At 38.9% G+C, this 16,012-nt stretch carries 16 protein-coding genes; 9 read left to right on the forward strand and 7 right to left on the reverse strand.

Annotation, left to right across the window (positions count from 1 at the left end; genetic code table 11):
• From PUQ00_RS19455 to PUQ00_RS19485, 7 genes are all read right to left on the reverse strand, one after another.
• Positions 1 to 1,112: hypothetical protein (locus PUQ00_RS19455; protein ID WP_300419640.1), on the reverse strand; the 1,112-nt coding region annotated here is incomplete at its 3' end.
• Positions 1,113 to 1,129: 17 nt separating this feature from the next.
• Positions 1,130 to 1,648 (reverse strand): phage tail protein, encoded by a 519-nt coding sequence (locus PUQ00_RS19460; RefSeq protein WP_300419642.1) that lies wholly within the window; start codon positions 1,646 to 1,648, stop codon positions 1,130 to 1,132.
• Positions 1,648 to 1,887 (reverse strand): hypothetical protein, encoded by a 240-nt coding sequence (locus PUQ00_RS19465; RefSeq protein WP_300419645.1) that lies wholly within the window; start codon positions 1,885 to 1,887, stop codon positions 1,648 to 1,650. The genes PUQ00_RS19460 and PUQ00_RS19465 overlap by 1 nt, the downstream gene beginning before the upstream one ends.
• A gap of 334 nt (positions 1,888 to 2,221) precedes the next feature.
• The gene (locus tag PUQ00_RS19470; protein ID WP_300419647.1) at positions 2,222 to 2,815 is read right to left on the reverse strand and encodes an FHA domain-containing protein; all 594 of its coding nucleotides are present in this window, start codon (positions 2,813 to 2,815) and stop codon (positions 2,222 to 2,224) included.
• Complete coding sequence (locus PUQ00_RS19475; protein ID WP_300419650.1) at positions 2,793 to 4,931, reverse strand: substrate-binding domain-containing protein; 2,139 nt, start codon at positions 4,929 to 4,931, stop codon at positions 2,793 to 2,795. Before PUQ00_RS19475 ends, PUQ00_RS19470 begins: the two co-directional genes overlap by 23 nt.
• A 23-nt stretch (positions 4,932 to 4,954) precedes the next feature.
• Positions 4,955 to 5,629 (reverse strand): response regulator transcription factor, encoded by a 675-nt coding sequence (locus PUQ00_RS19480; protein ID WP_300419651.1) that lies wholly within the window; start codon positions 5,627 to 5,629, stop codon positions 4,955 to 4,957.
• 100 nt (positions 5,630 to 5,729) lie between these two features.
• Positions 5,730 to 6,851 (reverse strand): HAMP domain-containing sensor histidine kinase, encoded by a 1,122-nt coding sequence (locus PUQ00_RS19485; RefSeq protein ID WP_300419653.1) that lies wholly within the window; start codon positions 6,849 to 6,851, stop codon positions 5,730 to 5,732.
• A gap of 242 nt (positions 6,852 to 7,093) precedes the next feature.
• Here PUQ00_RS19485 and PUQ00_RS19490 point away from each other — a divergent pair, with 242 nt between their 5' ends.
• From PUQ00_RS19490 to PUQ00_RS19530, 9 genes are all read left to right on the forward strand, one after another.
• Positions 7,094 to 7,966, forward strand: a complete 873-nt coding sequence (locus tag PUQ00_RS19490; RefSeq protein WP_300419654.1) for a Pvc16 family protein — start codon at positions 7,094 to 7,096, stop codon at positions 7,964 to 7,966.
• 81 nt (positions 7,967 to 8,047) lie between these two features.
• Positions 8,048 to 9,709, forward strand: a complete 1,662-nt coding sequence (locus PUQ00_RS19495) for a phage tail sheath C-terminal domain-containing protein (protein WP_300419657.1) — start codon at positions 8,048 to 8,050, stop codon at positions 9,707 to 9,709.
• Between the two features lie 83 nt (positions 9,710 to 9,792).
• Entirely contained in the window at positions 9,793 to 10,248 is a 456-nt protein-coding gene (locus PUQ00_RS19500) for a phage tail protein (RefSeq protein WP_300419659.1), read from the forward strand.
• A 39-nt stretch (positions 10,249 to 10,287) separates the two neighbouring features.
• Positions 10,288 to 10,779, forward strand: coding sequence for a phage tail protein (locus PUQ00_RS19505; RefSeq protein ID WP_300419662.1), 492 nt, complete (start codon positions 10,288 to 10,290; stop codon positions 10,777 to 10,779).
• A gap of 20 nt (positions 10,780 to 10,799) precedes the next feature.
• Positions 10,800 to 11,180 carry a hypothetical protein gene (locus PUQ00_RS19510; protein ID WP_300419664.1) on the forward strand — a complete coding sequence of 127 codons (381 nt, stop codon included), beginning with the start codon at positions 10,800 to 10,802 and terminating at the stop codon, positions 11,178 to 11,180.
• A gap of 41 nt (positions 11,181 to 11,221) precedes the next feature.
• Entirely contained in the window at positions 11,222 to 11,599 is a 378-nt protein-coding gene (locus tag PUQ00_RS19515) for a phage tail assembly protein (RefSeq protein ID WP_300419667.1), read from the forward strand.
• Positions 11,596 to 11,745 (forward strand): DUF6760 family protein, encoded by a 150-nt coding sequence (locus PUQ00_RS19520; protein ID WP_300419668.1) that lies wholly within the window; start codon positions 11,596 to 11,598, stop codon positions 11,743 to 11,745. Before PUQ00_RS19515 ends, PUQ00_RS19520 begins: the two co-directional genes overlap by 4 nt.
• Before the next feature lie 9 nt (positions 11,746 to 11,754).
• Positions 11,755 to 13,677: an FHA domain-containing protein gene (locus PUQ00_RS19525; RefSeq protein ID WP_300419670.1), complete on the forward strand. Its 1,923-nt coding sequence runs from the start codon at positions 11,755 to 11,757 to the stop codon at positions 13,675 to 13,677.
• Between the two features lie 74 nt (positions 13,678 to 13,751).
• Positions 13,752 to 16,007: a hypothetical protein gene (locus PUQ00_RS19530; RefSeq protein WP_300419672.1), complete on the forward strand. Its 2,256-nt coding sequence runs from the start codon at positions 13,752 to 13,754 to the stop codon at positions 16,005 to 16,007.
• Positions 16,008 to 16,012 lie beyond the last annotated feature (5 nt).

Consider the following 16,012-nt stretch of genomic DNA (forward strand, 5'->3'; position numbering starts at 1 on the left):
GGGTTAAATGTCTGGTTTGCAGCTTGCTGTAATGGTTCAACTCCTAAAGTTGGAGGTGATGCAAGTTGACCCAAGACATTATCATTATTCGTTGTTTCAATATTTGGTATTATCAAGTTAAATGTTTGGTTTGTAGCTTGCTGTAATGATTCAACTTCTGAAGTTGGAGTTAATCCTGTTTGCTCAGAAACATTATTCGTTGTTTCAATATTTGCTACAGTCGGGTTAAATGTCTGGTTTGCAGCTTGCTGTAATGGTTCAACTTCTAAAGTTGGAGGTGATGCTATTTGCTCAGAAACAGGTGCCGTTGTTTCAATATTTGGTATTGTCGAGTTAAATGTTTGGTTTGTAGCTTGTTGTAATGGTTCAACTTCTGAAGTTGTAGTTAATGCTGTTTGCTCAAAAATAGGTGTCGTTGGTTCAATATTTTGTACAGTCGGGTTAAACTGGTTTGAAGCTTGTTGTAATGGTACAACTTCTGAAGTTTGAAATGGTACTGTTTGCTCATAAATTGGTATCGTTGTTTCTAAATTCCGTGTGCTTGGGTCATTGTTTTGGTTTGAAGCTTGCTGTAATGGTACAACTTCATGTTTACCCTTTTTATTCGTCTTGGAGGATTTGGTTGTTTTTTGAGGTTGAGCTTTAGAATCTGATGTCGGTTTGGATTTTGTTTTTCTCTGAGATTTCGGTTGATTGTTTGCTTTTTTACCTAGAGGTATATCTAAATCACCTAAATTATTTGAACTTAATGTCTCCGCTAGTTCATTGTTATTAACACTGCTGTGATTGGGAACTAACAATGCCTCAGTACTATTAACACTGATGTCCTCGTTTTGATAATAGCTTTCTAGTTCGGGAAATAAATCAATATTTTCATCACTATCATTCGAGTAATTCAAATTTGCTAAAGAATCGGTATTTACAAATTTATTGTTTTGATGACGCGGCAATAAAAATTTTGATGTAGTTAGCGGTGTGTGATTAGCAATTGGATAAGTGGAATTACTGAGACTATGATTAGATTCTTGCCTCAAAGTTAATCTATTGGGTTGGGATAAAGATTCACTTAAGCCGAGTCTATTAACTTTACTTACCAATGGTTGAATATCCATATAGTTTTATTTTGGTATTACTTAGACTCAAAGAATCCTGATTTCATCCGTGTTGACTCGTTACCCCCACCTTTTTCTTTCCCAAATTGTAAACCTTCATAAGCTAAAGTTAATTCCTCAATTGCTGCTGCATTTCCGTCTGCTTGCAATGCAGGCGCCTTCCATCCAATAGGAACAGCACCAATAAGTGTCCAACTCATCATCGTTTCACCAGCTTGATTAAAAACCAAAATATTTACATTGCGTCGAGATGTTTTTCCCTGTTCATCAAAAACTTCACTTATCCAGTTCCAAAAACCTGGATGGTCAGTAACACCGCGCTTCAATGTCACGTCATTAAACTCAACATGTCCCAAATACACCCTTTGTTGGTCGTTAACACCTCCTTCTGGAATGACCTTTTTTTGAATTTGGGCGCCTAGTCCTGAACACTCAGTGAAAGACGCAGCGATGGAGCTTTCGATCTCGATATAAAACCGATTAGTTGTAACATAATTTAGTTCGTGAGTAACGTTGCTATTATTACTATCTGGCATCAAAACCACCTTTTTTGACCATAGTTATTTACTCTCTCTCGCTGATTACGAATATCTTCAAGTAAAAGTTCGTACACTCGCTGAGTGAGTGTAGCTAATAATAGTGAATCTTTTAGACACCTTTCGGCATCTGTAGATACTCTGCTTGGATTAGATATTGCTGAAATACCAACATATCCCGCTGTACCACCAACGTCTCCAAGGGGCGTATAAAAGACTTCTCTTTTCTCTAAGTCCATAATTTTTGCTGTTCACATCGAAGCACTAATATTTATAGTTCAAGTGCTATTAAATCTAGGCTAAAGGGACAGCTTCAAAATCAAAACTAGCCAAAGGTCGAACTTATACCGAATCAAAAATTTGCGATCGCAATCCACGTAAATATAATATCTGCTATCCAAAATATTTTATCAACTTTATAAGTAGGAAGTATGCAAAAATATTTATATAATTAATTGCGATCGCAGAGGTTGTACGTTGGCGAAGCCTGCCATTAGGGCTTAGGATTCACTTTACAGCAGACATTGTATGTATATTTATTGCACTACTATTTGTCGTATTTATAGCTATTAATTACATCACTACTACCGTAAAAGTAACTAGACCATCTTGACCAAGCTGTAAAGAATCACCGTTGACTATGCGGTAATATACACCGGAATTAAGAAGATTACCGTTTAAATAAATACCATTTGTACTGGTATCAAGAATCATATAAGCATTTTGTGACCAGTCCCAAAATATACGGCCATGGTGGCGAGAAACAACTCCTTCTTGGGGAATACCAGTTAGGTCAATTTCTGGTGGAGTTGGCATACTTTGACTTCTACGCCCGATTGAACCACCTTCGCCGGACAACTGAAACTCTCTGCCGGTATAGTGGACAAGTTTCAAAACTGGCAATCTTCGGGGAGGTACGGAGGGGGCAGGGTATGTTGGGTGTGAATATCCGCGCTCCTGGTTTTGTGCTACGTAAGGAGGAGGTTGATAACTTGGTTGTTCTGGTATTGCTTGTGGTTGAACTGATTGTGGGTTGGTTGGCTTACTTGGTGTAGGGGGAATTACATTACCTAAAGGAGTCGAACACCAAGGACACACCTTGGCATTGTTTGGCAAAGCACGATTAAAATATTCGCAGCTAGGATTAGGGCACCGATTTGCAGGCATAATTTCTTATATCATTAGGCACAGGTTGTAAAGGGACAAGACCTGACTTAGTAAGTAAACACTGACCTTGACGGGTTATTAGCATATTAGCAAAAGTAGAACCTCCTGACTGGCGAGTATTGTCTTTAGGATACACTACATACAGTGGATAACCCAAAGGATAATTTGCTGTTCCATTTGGCTGAAATCTTGTAGTATCAAAATCTGGTCTATCGCAGAAGTCATCTGAAGGTTCAAGTGGTCTTTTTGTAGTGTGATCTAAAAACGGTTGAATCTTTTCGTTATTATTGACTATTGCTAAGGGATAACCCGAACACTGGTTCCAAGTTTTACTAAAAATACTGAAACTTATAATACCAGTAGTCTGTCCGTTATTGTTTGCAGTACTAATCTGTCTTTGGGTAATATCTGTGCTCTGGGTTCGAGTTTTGGCAATTTCATCAAATAAAGCTATATCCTGTGGATTGTTTTTAAGAACTAGCTTTTTGAATTGCTGTATCGCTTCTAGTTCAGTCGGGACATAAGGCTCAATTTTAAGACTCTGAACATTTTTGTTAATTTGGCTCCAGTCATTAATTCTGCCTGTATATATGTCACGTAGTTGTTCAAGAGAGATTTTTCCATCCAATGCTTTATGGAGACTAAAGCCGTTCCGACTAAATGCGACAAACACCAGTAAACCATCATAAGCAACTTGCTTTGGATTCATATCAAGTGTAATGTTGTCGAATAAAGTCGTCATTGCAAAGTCTTTTGGAACTTTTTGCACTTCTTGCACTTCTTTTATCGGTTGACTAATTTTTGCTATATCGCTAGACTGAATTGGTTTATAGATAAATGTTGCTTTTGCATCTGGGTTTGGATTGGTTAATATCTCGTTTAATTTCATTGTGTTATCAGGCGTCTGTCCCAAAATATAACTCCAGGTTCCATTTTGTTCTCCTGTATAAACAAATTTACCTGAAGATACGTTATCTACTTTAGAGAAATTTTGTACAAGTCCTTGCCATTTTAAGTATTGATCTTCATCTAGTTTGGAAAGCTGCCAAAAGTAATACCATATGATGCCTCCCAGCAATAGAAAAGCCAGCACTCCCAGCCATAACCAATATTTTTGAGGAAAGCGCTTTTTCTGTTCTTGAGAGTCAGAAGATGGTTGGAAATTATTGCTTTCACCGGGTTTAGGAAGTCTTAGCAGTTCTTGACGCGCAATTTCTGTACTTCCATAAGGAGTATTCAGAGAAAGCAGACGATAGAGAAACTGTTTTAAATAATTATCATTATCCGGCCATGCTTGATGGTCTTTAGGGTCAAGGTGCGTTTGGCCAACCCACAACTGAAACGCGACTAACCCTAAAGATTCTAAATCTTGCATATGCGTTTTAGCTGCGGGTTGAAGAATGCTAGAAGGAATAAACAGATTTTCCCAGATAGCGACATCACATAGATATGCTAGAAATCTTTCTTTATTTTCAACTTTAATTAATACGCTATCTAAATTAATATTGCCATGCTCTAAACCTCGCTGTACATGATTCGAGGGGAAACGCAGCTTTTGGGTGTGTATAAATTCTAAAGTTTGTAGCACCTCACTCAATAACTCACGGACTTGACTCGGCGTCATTGCACCATTTTGCTTCAAATACTCTCTTAGTGTTTGGGATGGTTGTACGTCTTTAGTAATTAAATAACAGCGTTCTCCTTTTTCGGGACCAATAGCTTCCCAGGTTTGAATTAAGCGAAAGTTTTGAACTCGACCATCTGCTAAATCTATCCCCCCTATACGTCTAAAGGTTTCCTTACGTTGAAATGTCTCATCTTCGTTAAAAGTACGACTAGGTAATAAGTACTCTTTAATAATTACTGGCTGTTTGTCTTTTAGCTGTATACCCGAATATAAACGTCCAAACCCTCGTACACCGAGAAACTTTGTCACCTGATAGCTGCCTCTATACCCTTTAATTTCACTTTCATCGGGTAAAAGTGCCGGAAAACCACACTCAAAACAAAACTTAGCGCCTTTAACTTCCTGCAAAGTTTCTATTATGTTCTCGCAATCCAAGGGAGCATTGTAAGAACAGGGGTACTCTTTATAAAATAATTCAGTAGAAGACATAATATAATGTCAGTTAATTAATACTAAGCTTGAACCAGTCCTAATTTGATAGCAGCGACAATTGCCTGAGTCCTACTACTAACTCCCAATTTCTCAAAAATATTGGTCAGATGAGCTTTGACTGTGGCAACAGTCACATACAGATTTTTGGCGATTTCTTCGTTTGAGGTGCCTTGAGTCAACAATTGTAAAACTTCTTGTTCTCTTTGAGTTAAATGTAACTGCGAAGATGCTTTATAGACCGAACTCACATTTTCTTGAAAACATCGGAAAAAACCACTTGCCGCTTCCGGTGGCAAATAAATTTCTGACTTAAGTACCGTATTAATTGCATCACAAAGCTGATTTGCCACACGACTTTTAAAAACATAGCCAGCCGCGCCTTTTTGCATAGCTTGAAAAATCCACTTATCTTCTTGGTGGGCAGACAAAACCAAAATCTTACCATAGTAAGAAATGTCTTTCAACCGTTCCATAGCTGTCATTCCATCACTATTAACCAATTCCAAATCGAGCAAAATTAGATCGGGACTCTTTTGAACCGCTAATTTCACAACCTGCTCAACACAATCTGCTTCACCGATAACATTCAGAGGTAATGAAGCACTAGTACTATAAAAATTCAAGAGAGTTCGTAATCCTTGACGAAAACGTTCTTCATCATCTACTAGTAAAATCGAAATTTGTTTATTGTTCATAATCTTTTCATTTAGTGATGGTGCGGGTAAGGATGCCCACTTTACAAGAGTTTAATACAATGAGTAATCTTGTCGGATGGGCGCGATCGCGCCCGTCCTATTAATATTTCTTTTTAGTAGGTAAAATCAAACAAAACTGTGCCCCTCTTCCTGGTAAATTATCTGCCCAAAGATTTCCACAATGGTCTAATACGATTTTTTTAGCTATAGTTAGACCCAATCCTGTACCACCAGGGCGCAGCGAATAAAACGGATTGAAAATTTTTTGCATATCTAAGGGTGAAATTCCTTGCCCTTGGTCTGAAATTTTAATTAATATTTCTTCGTGAAAAGCCTGCCAACTAAAGGTAATCGCGCCGCAATTAGGGCTGAAGTGAATTGCATTACTAAGTAAATTATCAAAAACTTGCTTCATCTGTAACTTATCTAAAGGTAATGTAGCAGATGTATCAGGAATGCTAACTTTTAATTGTTTTTGATCAATTAACGGTTGAAAGTATTTTATACTTTCGTCTACTAAAGTTCTAAGGTCTTGAGGAATTATTTTTAAATTTGACTCTTGACCACAGGAAATTATATCGGTTAGATTGGTATCTAAATCATTCACGCTCTCGCAAATGACTGCTGCTTGCTCTTGCCAAGAATTATCTTGTAAGCCCAAAAATAAATTGTGTGCGTAAAGTTTTACTAAAGCGATATTATTCCGCAATTGATGACCGACTTTGTGAAGTAGATGTTCTAATATCTCAGTCTTAGACTTTTGTTGCAAATTTTCTGAGCATATATCTATATATTTACTGAGCATTTGGGCTGCATTTTTGACGTAATCCCGCGATTTTGCCGAAAGAGGTGCGTGAGTGATTACTTGAATATATTCTGGCTTTTGATTTTTATAGCCGATAGGACAGATGTAAGAAAAAGATTCTGGAAACTGAGTAAGTTTAAATTCATGTACGTTCCAAACATGGGGAAAATCAGTTAACCAAGCTTCCGACCGTAAATATGCTATCTCTCGTTGAGAAAAGCGAGGTTGATTATCTGCGTATTCAATTGTTTCTTGAAGTTTTTTTAGTAACTGCTCGTAGTAAACTATACGTACAAAAACAATCGACGAATGAAAGGTAAGTTGTTTTGCTTGTAGCCCAATAAAAGTTTCTGTAACAAGTGCGTGTGAATCATCGCAGTTACTTTTTTCTTTTTCAAGAGAGAAGCTGACGGTCATTGCTTTACTCACTTTTACATTAGATATTGGTTTCCCTGTTACTTTTAATTACTAAATAATTACGTCAGGTTACGCAGCAAATAGCAGTATTATTAATATTTGTTCATATTTCTTAATATTTCGTAAGTGTTTTAGAGTTTGGATGAAATCTCGACAAAAGTCTAATTACTACAAGAGTTTGCATTCATATAACCTAGATATATCTGAGAAATGTTAGTGGCAAGTATGGACATCATGCTTAGATGATTATTTTTATTATTCAAACCTTAGCAGGAATTCTGGCTGGAGGAACATCGCTTTCTAGTACGGAGCAAATTGAGTTTAGTCATCCGAGTAATCGTAAAGAAGAAGGTGGAGGACCGATTCTCAATTTGTACGTTTATGACATTCGTGAGAGTAAGCAAATCCAACATTCGGGAAGGCAAGTTGAACGCAAGCTGACACAAGCTTTGCAACCTGCTTCTGTGAATTGGTCTCCGACCTGGTTTGATGTTTCTATGCTACTAACGGCTTGGGATCGAACGGCTTTAGGTGAACATTATCTGCTTTCGCAAGCTTTAGGTCTACTACTGCGCCACCGTGCCCTCAAGGAAGAGTTTTTGGTTCCCGAATTGCGGGGTTATGGAAATTTGAATATGACGGTTGCTGTAGAACCGCAAATCGAAGCCGGGTCTTTGTGGAGTGCGCTAACTATCGCTTTACGTCCAGCTTTGTATTTGATGGTGACAGTTCCTGTGGAGCCGCAAGTATCTTTAGTGTCTTTAGTTTGGCAACGAACGATCGCACTGCAAAATAATTTTCAACCTGAACTTGAACTTGAAAATGGAAGTGTTCATCGAAATGGAAGTATTGAAAGTTTCACCAAGCGGGTAGTAGTCGCAGGTATAGTCAAAAATGCTGTTACCAATTTACCGATGAAGGAAGTAAAAGTTAAGGTGATCGGAATGGAAAAATCAGCTACTACCAATAAGGAGGGGTTGTTTTACTTTGAAGACCTTCGTAATGGTAACTACCTATTACAAATCAACAGTCCGGGATATTTGCCCCGTGAAGTCAATGCATTGGTAGATGGTTTAAGCTGTACCTTCAAAGAAATCTCGTTAAATCCCGCTTAGAGACGCAAAATTTTGCATAAAGACGCGATATATCGCGTCTTTACGAATTGTTGATTAAATTTTTATATTTGAGGTATTTTCATGGCAAGACTTGATTATTTTGCTCCCGGTGTCTATATCGAAGAAATAGACCGAGGTAGTCGTCCAATCGAAGGTGTTAGTACGGCAATTGCCGGATTTGTGGGCTTCACTGAAGATGTGCGTGGTGGGGCTGAATTGTTCAAGCCAATGCTTGTTACTAACTGGACACAGTTCTTAAACTATTTTTCCCGTCCCAATTCCGATGGTTTTACTGATTTCAATGCTTATTTGCCTTTTGCAGTTTATGGCTACTTTATGAATGGTGGTGGTCGCTGCTGGATTACTAGTATTGGTACTTCCTTACCCGGCGCCCCCAAACCACCAGATCCGGAACCAACTTCACTTCGGATTACTGGTCGAGGCAATCGTCCTTCGCTACGGTTTAGTATGCGTCCGGAACAACTTACAGCAGGCACTATTGTAATCTTGGTTAGCGATAGTGGGCCTCGTGCGTTACCAGAAGCAACAGAAGGGTCTGCCCCACCAAACACAGGCGAATACTTCAAGGTGCAAATTCGTCGAGCAGATGAAATTCTCGAAGAATACGACAACTTGACAATGAACCGCGAAGGCAATGCTCAATTTGCAACTTATGTAGTTGCGGCATTGCGAAATTCAATGTTTATAACCATCGAAGACATTTCTCAAACTGGACAACCTTTAGCGCGTCGTCCAGGAAATGGTCAATACGAACTTGCAGCACCAATAGTTGCCACGGCACCCGATAGTTTTTCCAGCGATATCGAGGGTGTACGCGACGACCGTACAGGGGTACGCGGACTATTTGAAATCGATGAAATCACAATGGTTGCTTGTCCTGACTTGATGCGTGCGTATCAATCAGGATTGATGAACTTAGACCAAGTTCATGGCATTATGGAATTGATGATTAGCATGTGCGAAGGTGCCAACACTGGAGATATTCCTAACCCACCCAACCGCATGGTAGTTCTTGATTCTCCTCCTGACTGTCCCAAACCGCAGCAGGTTGTAGAATGGTTGAACCGATTTAATCGCCGTTCAATGTTCGGTGCCCTTTATTATCCTTGGATTAAAGTCGCTAACCCACGCGATCGCGGCAACCCGATCAGCGTTCCTCCTTGTGGTCATGTTATGGGTGTTTGGGGTCGTACCGATGAAACTCGCGGAGTTTACAAGGCACCTGCTAATGAAGTACCTAGAGGTGTAATTGGTTTAGACTACGACACCAATTTTCGCGAACAAGAACTTTTAAACCCAATCGGTATAAATTGTATCCGTAGATTTCCGAATCGAGGCATTCGGATTTGGGGCGCCCGTACACTGGTTGAACCCGATAAAACCGAATGGCGTTATATCAGCGTTCGTAGATTGATTAGCTACATTGAAAAATCTTTAGAACTAGGTACTCAGTGGGTAGTATTCGAGCCAAACGACGAAGATTTATGGGCACGCGTGCGACGAACTGTCAGTAATTTCCTTGAAAGAATCTGGCGTGAAGGAGCATTATTTGGTGCTTCACCCGAACAAGCATTTTACGTGAAATGCGACGAAGAATTAAACCCACCAGAGACCAGAATTCTAGGTCGTTTATACATCGAAGTCGGTGTATGTCCCGTTAGACCAGCAGAATTCGTTATCCTCCGTATCAGCCAGTGGAACGGAATTGAAGATGAAGAATAACAAAATACTTCTTCTCTTTTTTTGCTCGCTTTCCGGTTCGTTTTCTAACTAACATTCTTAACTAATACAGGAGTTAAAAAAGTATGCCAGGAGAATTTCTTACTGCTTGTAAATTTTACTTTGAAGCAGACGGAATAACAGATAAATTTATCAAAGAGATTAGTGGCTTGGGCATAGAAAATACGCCTGCACAGGAAGTTCATGGATCATCGAGATCTGGAAAACTCATGCGCCAAGCAACACCTACCGTCGTAAAATTTACCAACGTCACACTAAAAGTAATCGCTACTGATGATATAGATCTTTATCAGTGGTATCAAAAGTGTAACGAAGACATGGGAGACCCACGACAGTGGACATCTAATCGTAAAGATGGTTCAGTAGCAGCTTACGACCAACAAGGTACTGAAAAAGCACGTTGGGAAATATTACGTTGTTATCCTTGTAAATATACAGGCCCCACCTTAACAGCATCTGGTGGTGATATGGCAAATGAAACTATCGAATTGGTTCACGAAGGGATTAAACGTATTAAGTAAGAAGGGGAAAGGGGAAAGAGGAAAGGGAAAAAGAAAATAGTGGTACAAGTAGGTCGACAAAATCCTGAGATTCTCACGGCACATCGTTTCTATTTAGGATTAGTGCTAGATGGGCAAAAAGATTCTGATGCTTACTTTTTAGAGTGTCAAGGTTTTACAAGAACACAGGATGTAATTGAAATTTGTGAAGTTACTTCCCAAAGTTCGGGAAGCGGACAATCTAAAGGTTTACCAGTCAGAACCAAAATTCCAGGCAATGTTAAGAGTGGTAATATTACTCTTCGTAGAGGTATGACTAACTCAGTAGATTTTTGGAACTGGTTTGACAAAGTTCAAACAGGTGGATGGGCAAAGCAGCGAAAAACAGTTTCTTTGTCGATTTACAATCAAGCAAGTATTGAGGTTGCCAGATTTGAATTGGAAGGTGCTTGGCCCACTCGTTACAAAATTGCCGATGTTAACGCCCGCAGCACAGAAATAGAAATTGAGGAAGTCGAAGTCGCTTTTGAGGAATTTAAACGGGTGAAATAATTGGAGGTTTATTACAGACTATGTTTCCTACAGAGTTTGAGATTACATTGCCAAAAGGGTACATAGACTCCGATGGCAACCTCCATCGTAAAGGTACGATGCGATTATCAACAGCGATAGACGAAATTTCTCCTTTACGTGACCCGCGTGTTAAAGCTAATCCAGCTTATGCCACGATTATTATTTTGGCGCGTGTAATTACTTGTTTAGGTGCCTTATCTGAAGTTACTCCTGCAATAGTAGAGAATTTCTTTAGCGAAGATTTAAATTACCTCCAAGATTTTTACCGTCAAATCAATGGCTTGGAACCTGCAACTCCCCCAGTTTTAGATTCCCAACCCCCGGTTTCAGATTCCCGATTTCTTGAAGAAGTCGGGAATGTAAAAACTCCACAAAATTAAGAACTTAAGACGTGATATATCGCGTCTCTACATTATTATTTATGCGTCGTAAGGAACTTTGTACTGAATTCAATTTTACGCTTCCTAGAGGATTAATTGACTCTCAAAAACGGGTGCATCGTCATGGTGTAATGCGTTTAGCTACTGCCAAAGATGAACTTTGGGTGCAGCAAGAACGTAAAGTTCAGGATAATCCAGCTTACGGCGCTTTAATTATGTTTTCGCGCGTTATCTCGCGCTTAGGTAGTTTAAACTCTGTGACTCCCGAACAACTCGAAGAGTTAGTATTGCGTGATATTTATTACCTTAGAGAATTTTATAATCGAATCAATCAGCAATCTAATACAGATATCCCAGCGCATTGCCCACATTGTGATACGCAATTTAACGTGAGGTTAGAGTTAGCGGGGGAGTCATGAGCTACCCCTCCGATACTTTATATGAGGAGGTAGCTTTTATTGCTTACCATTTTCACTGGTCGCAAGATGATATTTTAAACCTAGAACATATTACTCGTCAGCGATGGGTAATGGAAATAAATAAGATTAACCAGAAAATTAACTAGAACATCAATATGAAAGTAAAAGTTTCCACATCTCCAACACAAAGCGAATTCGAGGAAGTTGATTTAACTCTCACAACCAGACGAGGAGCGGAATGTTTTATTGGTCGTTCCCCAGATTCTGATTTAGTTCTCGATAGCACTGATGTTAGTCGGTTGCATGGTAAATTTTTTGCTCAAGGAGGAAATTATTATTTCTCCGACGTTGGTAGTCGGAATGGCTCAACAGTCAATGGCAAATTGGCTGAGAAAGACCACTCATATATGCTCAAAGATGGTGATATTATTCGCATAGGTGATTTTGTGCTGATGTTGGAAGATGAAATGCCCGACTCCCAGCAAGCCGAAACAGTGGTTAGAATCATTAATCCTTCGGTATTTTCTAACTGGCGTCAACAAAATGCCAGTGCTACACCCCAGGAAGCACAACTTACTAATAATGAATCAGTTGCACCTATTCCTATTGCCGAGGAAATTAGTCCTCATGAAGAAAGACTAGAAAAGCAAGAGATTATCAATAGGTCTGAACAAATTGAACAAGATTTTGAACCAACGTTTATTCAGCCAGATGATATTGCTACACCTGCTCGCGCTATCGAATCTACACCCGAAACCACAGAAACAAACGAAGTAGAAGACGATATTGCAAGTAATGTTCTTCATGAAACCGAGAATGTTGCTGAGTCAGAACATAATCAGGCACCTGATACTGCCGAATCTACTCTAGTTCAAGTCAGCGATGTTGACGATAATATTGCAAGTAATATTCTTCATGAAACCGAGAATGTTGCTGAGTCAGAACATAATCAGGCGCCTGATACTGCCGAATCTACAGTTGTTCAAGTCAGCGATGTTGACGATGATATTGCAAGTAATATTCTTCATGAAACCGAGAATGTTGCTGAGTCGGAATATAATCAAGCACCTGATACTGCCGAATCTACAGTTGTTCAAGCCAGTGATGTTGATGATGATATTGCAAGTAATATTCTTCATCAAACGGAGAATGTTGCTGAGTCGGAACATAATCAAGCACCTGATACTGCCGAATCTACTCTAGTTCAAGTCAGCGATATTGACGATGATATTGCAAGTAATATTCTTCATCAAACGGAGAATGTTGCTGAGTCGGAACATAATCAAGCACCTGATACTGCCGAATCTACTCTAGTTCAAGTCAGCGATATTGACGATGATATTGCAAGTAATATTCTTCATCAAACGGAGAATGTTCCTGAGTCGGAACATAATGAGATACCTGATACTGCCGAATCTCCCGTAGTTCAAGTTAGCGATATCAGCGAAGAGCATGACGTTACAGATAGTGCAGAACATCAGGAAGAAAGCGAAATTATAGAAGCAATAAACAGCGATAGTGAAAATGTTGATTTTGATACACCATCTCAACAAGTAAAAGAAGAATTATTGTCGGAAGCTCCTATTTTAGCCCCTGAACTACATAGTGAAGAGCTAATAGCTACAAGTCCAGAAATCGACGTGGAACTAGAAGAATTAGAAGAACCATCAATAGAGGTTGCTAAAATTCTCGAAGAAAAGCAGATAGTGATTGTCGGTCACGATAGCAAAAAATCGGAACTTATAGGATTAGTCTCTGAATACGAAGAATTTTTATCGTACTGCTTAACGAGAACATGGCAAACTTTCAGCGATGATTTGTACAAACAAACAGGTTTAAGCGTTACCCAAGAAATTCCTCCAGCCAATTCAGGAGGATATCAAGCAATTAACTCATTAGTTAACTCTGGAGAAATTATAGCAGTAATTTTTCTCAGAGACTTGATGATGGCACCTCAACCTGGTCAAGCAAGTGAAGAAGCACTATTGAGAATATGTAATATAAACAATGTTTTACTTGCAACGAATTTACCAACTGCAAAAGCTATTCTTTATTATCTCAAAAACTTGAAAGATTAGCGTAGTAAAGATTCTCGACAACTTTTACAAAGTCGGGAATCTAAACATCGAACATTTATAAAATTGTAATAAAAATGAATAGTAATAGTGACAATCTTATAAGTGCTAGTCTTTCAACGCAAAGCTTAACTTATCGACCAGATAAACCGGAGATTTCTTTTGAAGTCACTGTTAATAATGATAGCGATCGCTTTGCCAATTTTCAATTAGAAATTATTGCTGCTGGGGAAATCCGTAATCCTAATTACCGTTGGTATCGTCTCGAACCAGAAGTTGCTGCGGCTCAACCTCATGGTAGCAGCACCAAATTCCAAGTATTTATTTTTAATACACCAATTCCCGGATTCGTTGGTACAGTTAACCTGTCTGTAAAAATATTTTCTCCTCAGCTAGCACGAGAGCGTAGAGTCTTACTGCGTTTGGAAATTGAGGGAGACAATAAACCGAACCTGATTAGCGTCGAATTACCAATACGGATGTTTCAAGTATATCCTGGCAACGCTATAAATGTACCTGTACGAGTTAGAACTCAGGGACAAGTAGCGAGTAATGTGCTGTTGCGTCTTATAGGTATCGATGCTTCTTGGGTGACTAACAGTGTTGAACGTCGGTTTACCTTAAATACTGGTAGTCAAAAGGAAGTGAGTTTTAAATGTCAACTACCTTCTGTAGTTCAAGCACCTAGTTTAAATTATATTTTTACTGTTGAAGCTACGAGCAATAATAGTTACCCAGCTAATGCAGAAGGTAACTTGGAAGTACTGCCTGTTGGTTATATTAATTTTAGCACGCCACAAAACAACCAAAGAATTCCTTCTGGGCGCCCGTGGTTGCTGGACTGGAAGTCGAATAGTGCTTCCTATGAATTACTATTTAAAAATGTCAGTAATTTACGTCAAGAAATTAATGTGCAAATTCAGGGTAGAGATTGGCGAAAATGTACATTTAAGAAGTTTCCTGAAATCGCAAATGTGAATTTAGGAGAGACAGCAAAAGTTATTTTAGATGTTCAAACAAAACGTCCTTGGGTTGGAATCGGAAAAACTATCTTTCTAGAAGCAAAAGCAGAACTATCTGACCAAAGGTTAGGCGGTACAGACCCTGCCACCCAAGGTTTAGAATTAGAAGTTTTACCAATTATACCTCTATGGTTGCAGTTAGCTATTTTGGCATTGCTAGCAGCATTACTAGCTTTACTATTTAGACAAGAAGCAATTGCACATACAGCTTCCGTCAATTCAGTTCGCGTTATTGGTAGCGGTACTGGCTCATCTGTTGTTAGTGCTTCTAATGATTGTACATTGAGGTCTTGGAGAATCAGAACAGATTCTTTAGAAGCAGATGAAAATGTAACACTAAAATCAAAACCCAATGAGCAAAAATCCAAATGCGTTCAACCTCGAAAACCTAAAGGAGTATTAGCATTTGCCAACAATCCAATTCTAGTTGTCAGGTTCGTACCAGTCGAAAACAACAGTGTTGCAATTGGTTTAGAAAATGGAAGAATTGAGTTAAGAGATATAACCACTGGTGAAATAATTAGTACACTCCAAGACTCTCAAGAAGAAGGTGATAAAGTATTTGATTTAGGATTTACCAAAGACTCACTTAATTTATTCAGTGGTTCGGGCAAAGGCAAAGTAAGAGTATGGTCTAGAGGATTGATTACTAAAAAATTTCCGGAAAAACCGGTAGTCATCGACCTAGAAGAAGAGCAAAAACTAACACGTTTTCCAATCCGGGCATTAGCATTGAGTCCCGACGATAAAATGCTTATTGTTTCGGGCGAGTTTAACCGTTTTTTAATCTTATCTCTAAATCCAAACCAACCTAACAGACCATTTAAAAACATATCAGTCGAAAGACTGGAAAAAATAGATGGAAACGGAAGAGGTGGACAAGATGACTCTGTTCTCTCCTTAGCTTTTATTCCTGGCTCATCAGAAAAAATTCTGGCAACATCTGACTCGGCTGGATTAATTGCAATTTGGGATTTAACACAGTGCAAACCTCCAAGCAACAATAATCAACAGCAAATCAATGACTCTAATTGTAAACTCTTAGACCATTGGCAAGATGAGTCAAAAAAACCTATACGAACTTTAGCATTTAGTGAAGATGGTAAATTTCTAGTTAGTGGCGGAGATGACGGACGAGTAGTTGTATGGTATTTAACTTCCAGTTATCAACTCGACAAAACAAAATCACCAAAAGGCATAACTATTTTTCGAGGTTCTAAAAAAATTAGAAGTATTGACGTGAAAAGCAGTCAAGGAATTGTGATTAGTGGCAGTGAAGATTTTCAAGTCAGGCTACATCAGATTAAATAGATGTC

Origin of the sequence: Nostoc sp. S13, from assembly GCF_029379315.1 — a bacterium.
GTDB lineage: Bacteria > Cyanobacteriota > Cyanobacteriia > Cyanobacteriales > Nostocaceae > Nostoc.

Excerpts from the sequence above, each read along its gene's own strand:
- PUQ00_RS19460 (WP_300419642.1), bottom strand. The coding sequence starts at position 1,648 with ATGCCAGATAGTAATAATAGCAACGTTACTCACGAACTAAATTATGTT.
- PUQ00_RS19465 (WP_300419645.1), bottom strand. The coding sequence starts at position 1,887 with ATGGACTTAGAGAAAAGAGAAGTCTTTTATACGCCCCTTGGAGACGTT.
- PUQ00_RS19470 (WP_300419647.1), bottom strand. The coding sequence starts at position 2,815 with ATGCCTGCAAATCGGTGCCCTAATCCTAGCTGCGAATATTTTAATCGT.
- PUQ00_RS19475 (WP_300419650.1), bottom strand. The coding sequence starts at position 4,931 with ATGTCTTCTACTGAATTATTTTATAAAGAGTACCCCTGTTCTTACAAT.
- PUQ00_RS19480 (WP_300419651.1), bottom strand. The coding sequence starts at position 5,629 with ATGAACAATAAACAAATTTCGATTTTACTAGTAGATGATGAAGAACGT.
- PUQ00_RS19485 (WP_300419653.1), bottom strand. The coding sequence starts at position 6,851 with ATGACCGTCAGCTTCTCTCTTGAAAAAGAAAAAAGTAACTGCGATGAT.
- PUQ00_RS19490 (WP_300419654.1), top strand. The coding sequence starts at position 7,094 with ATGATTATTTTTATTATTCAAACCTTAGCAGGAATTCTGGCTGGAGGA.
- PUQ00_RS19495 (WP_300419657.1), top strand. The coding sequence starts at position 8,048 with ATGGCAAGACTTGATTATTTTGCTCCCGGTGTCTATATCGAAGAAATA.
- PUQ00_RS19500 (WP_300419659.1), top strand. The coding sequence starts at position 9,793 with ATGCCAGGAGAATTTCTTACTGCTTGTAAATTTTACTTTGAAGCAGAC.
- PUQ00_RS19510 (WP_300419664.1), top strand. The coding sequence starts at position 10,800 with ATGTTTCCTACAGAGTTTGAGATTACATTGCCAAAAGGGTACATAGAC.
- PUQ00_RS19515 (WP_300419667.1), top strand. The coding sequence starts at position 11,222 with ATGCGTCGTAAGGAACTTTGTACTGAATTCAATTTTACGCTTCCTAGA.
- PUQ00_RS19520 (WP_300419668.1), top strand. The coding sequence starts at position 11,596 with ATGAGCTACCCCTCCGATACTTTATATGAGGAGGTAGCTTTTATTGCT.
- PUQ00_RS19525 (WP_300419670.1), top strand. The coding sequence starts at position 11,755 with ATGAAAGTAAAAGTTTCCACATCTCCAACACAAAGCGAATTCGAGGAA.
- PUQ00_RS19530 (WP_300419672.1), top strand. The coding sequence starts at position 13,752 with ATGAATAGTAATAGTGACAATCTTATAAGTGCTAGTCTTTCAACGCAA.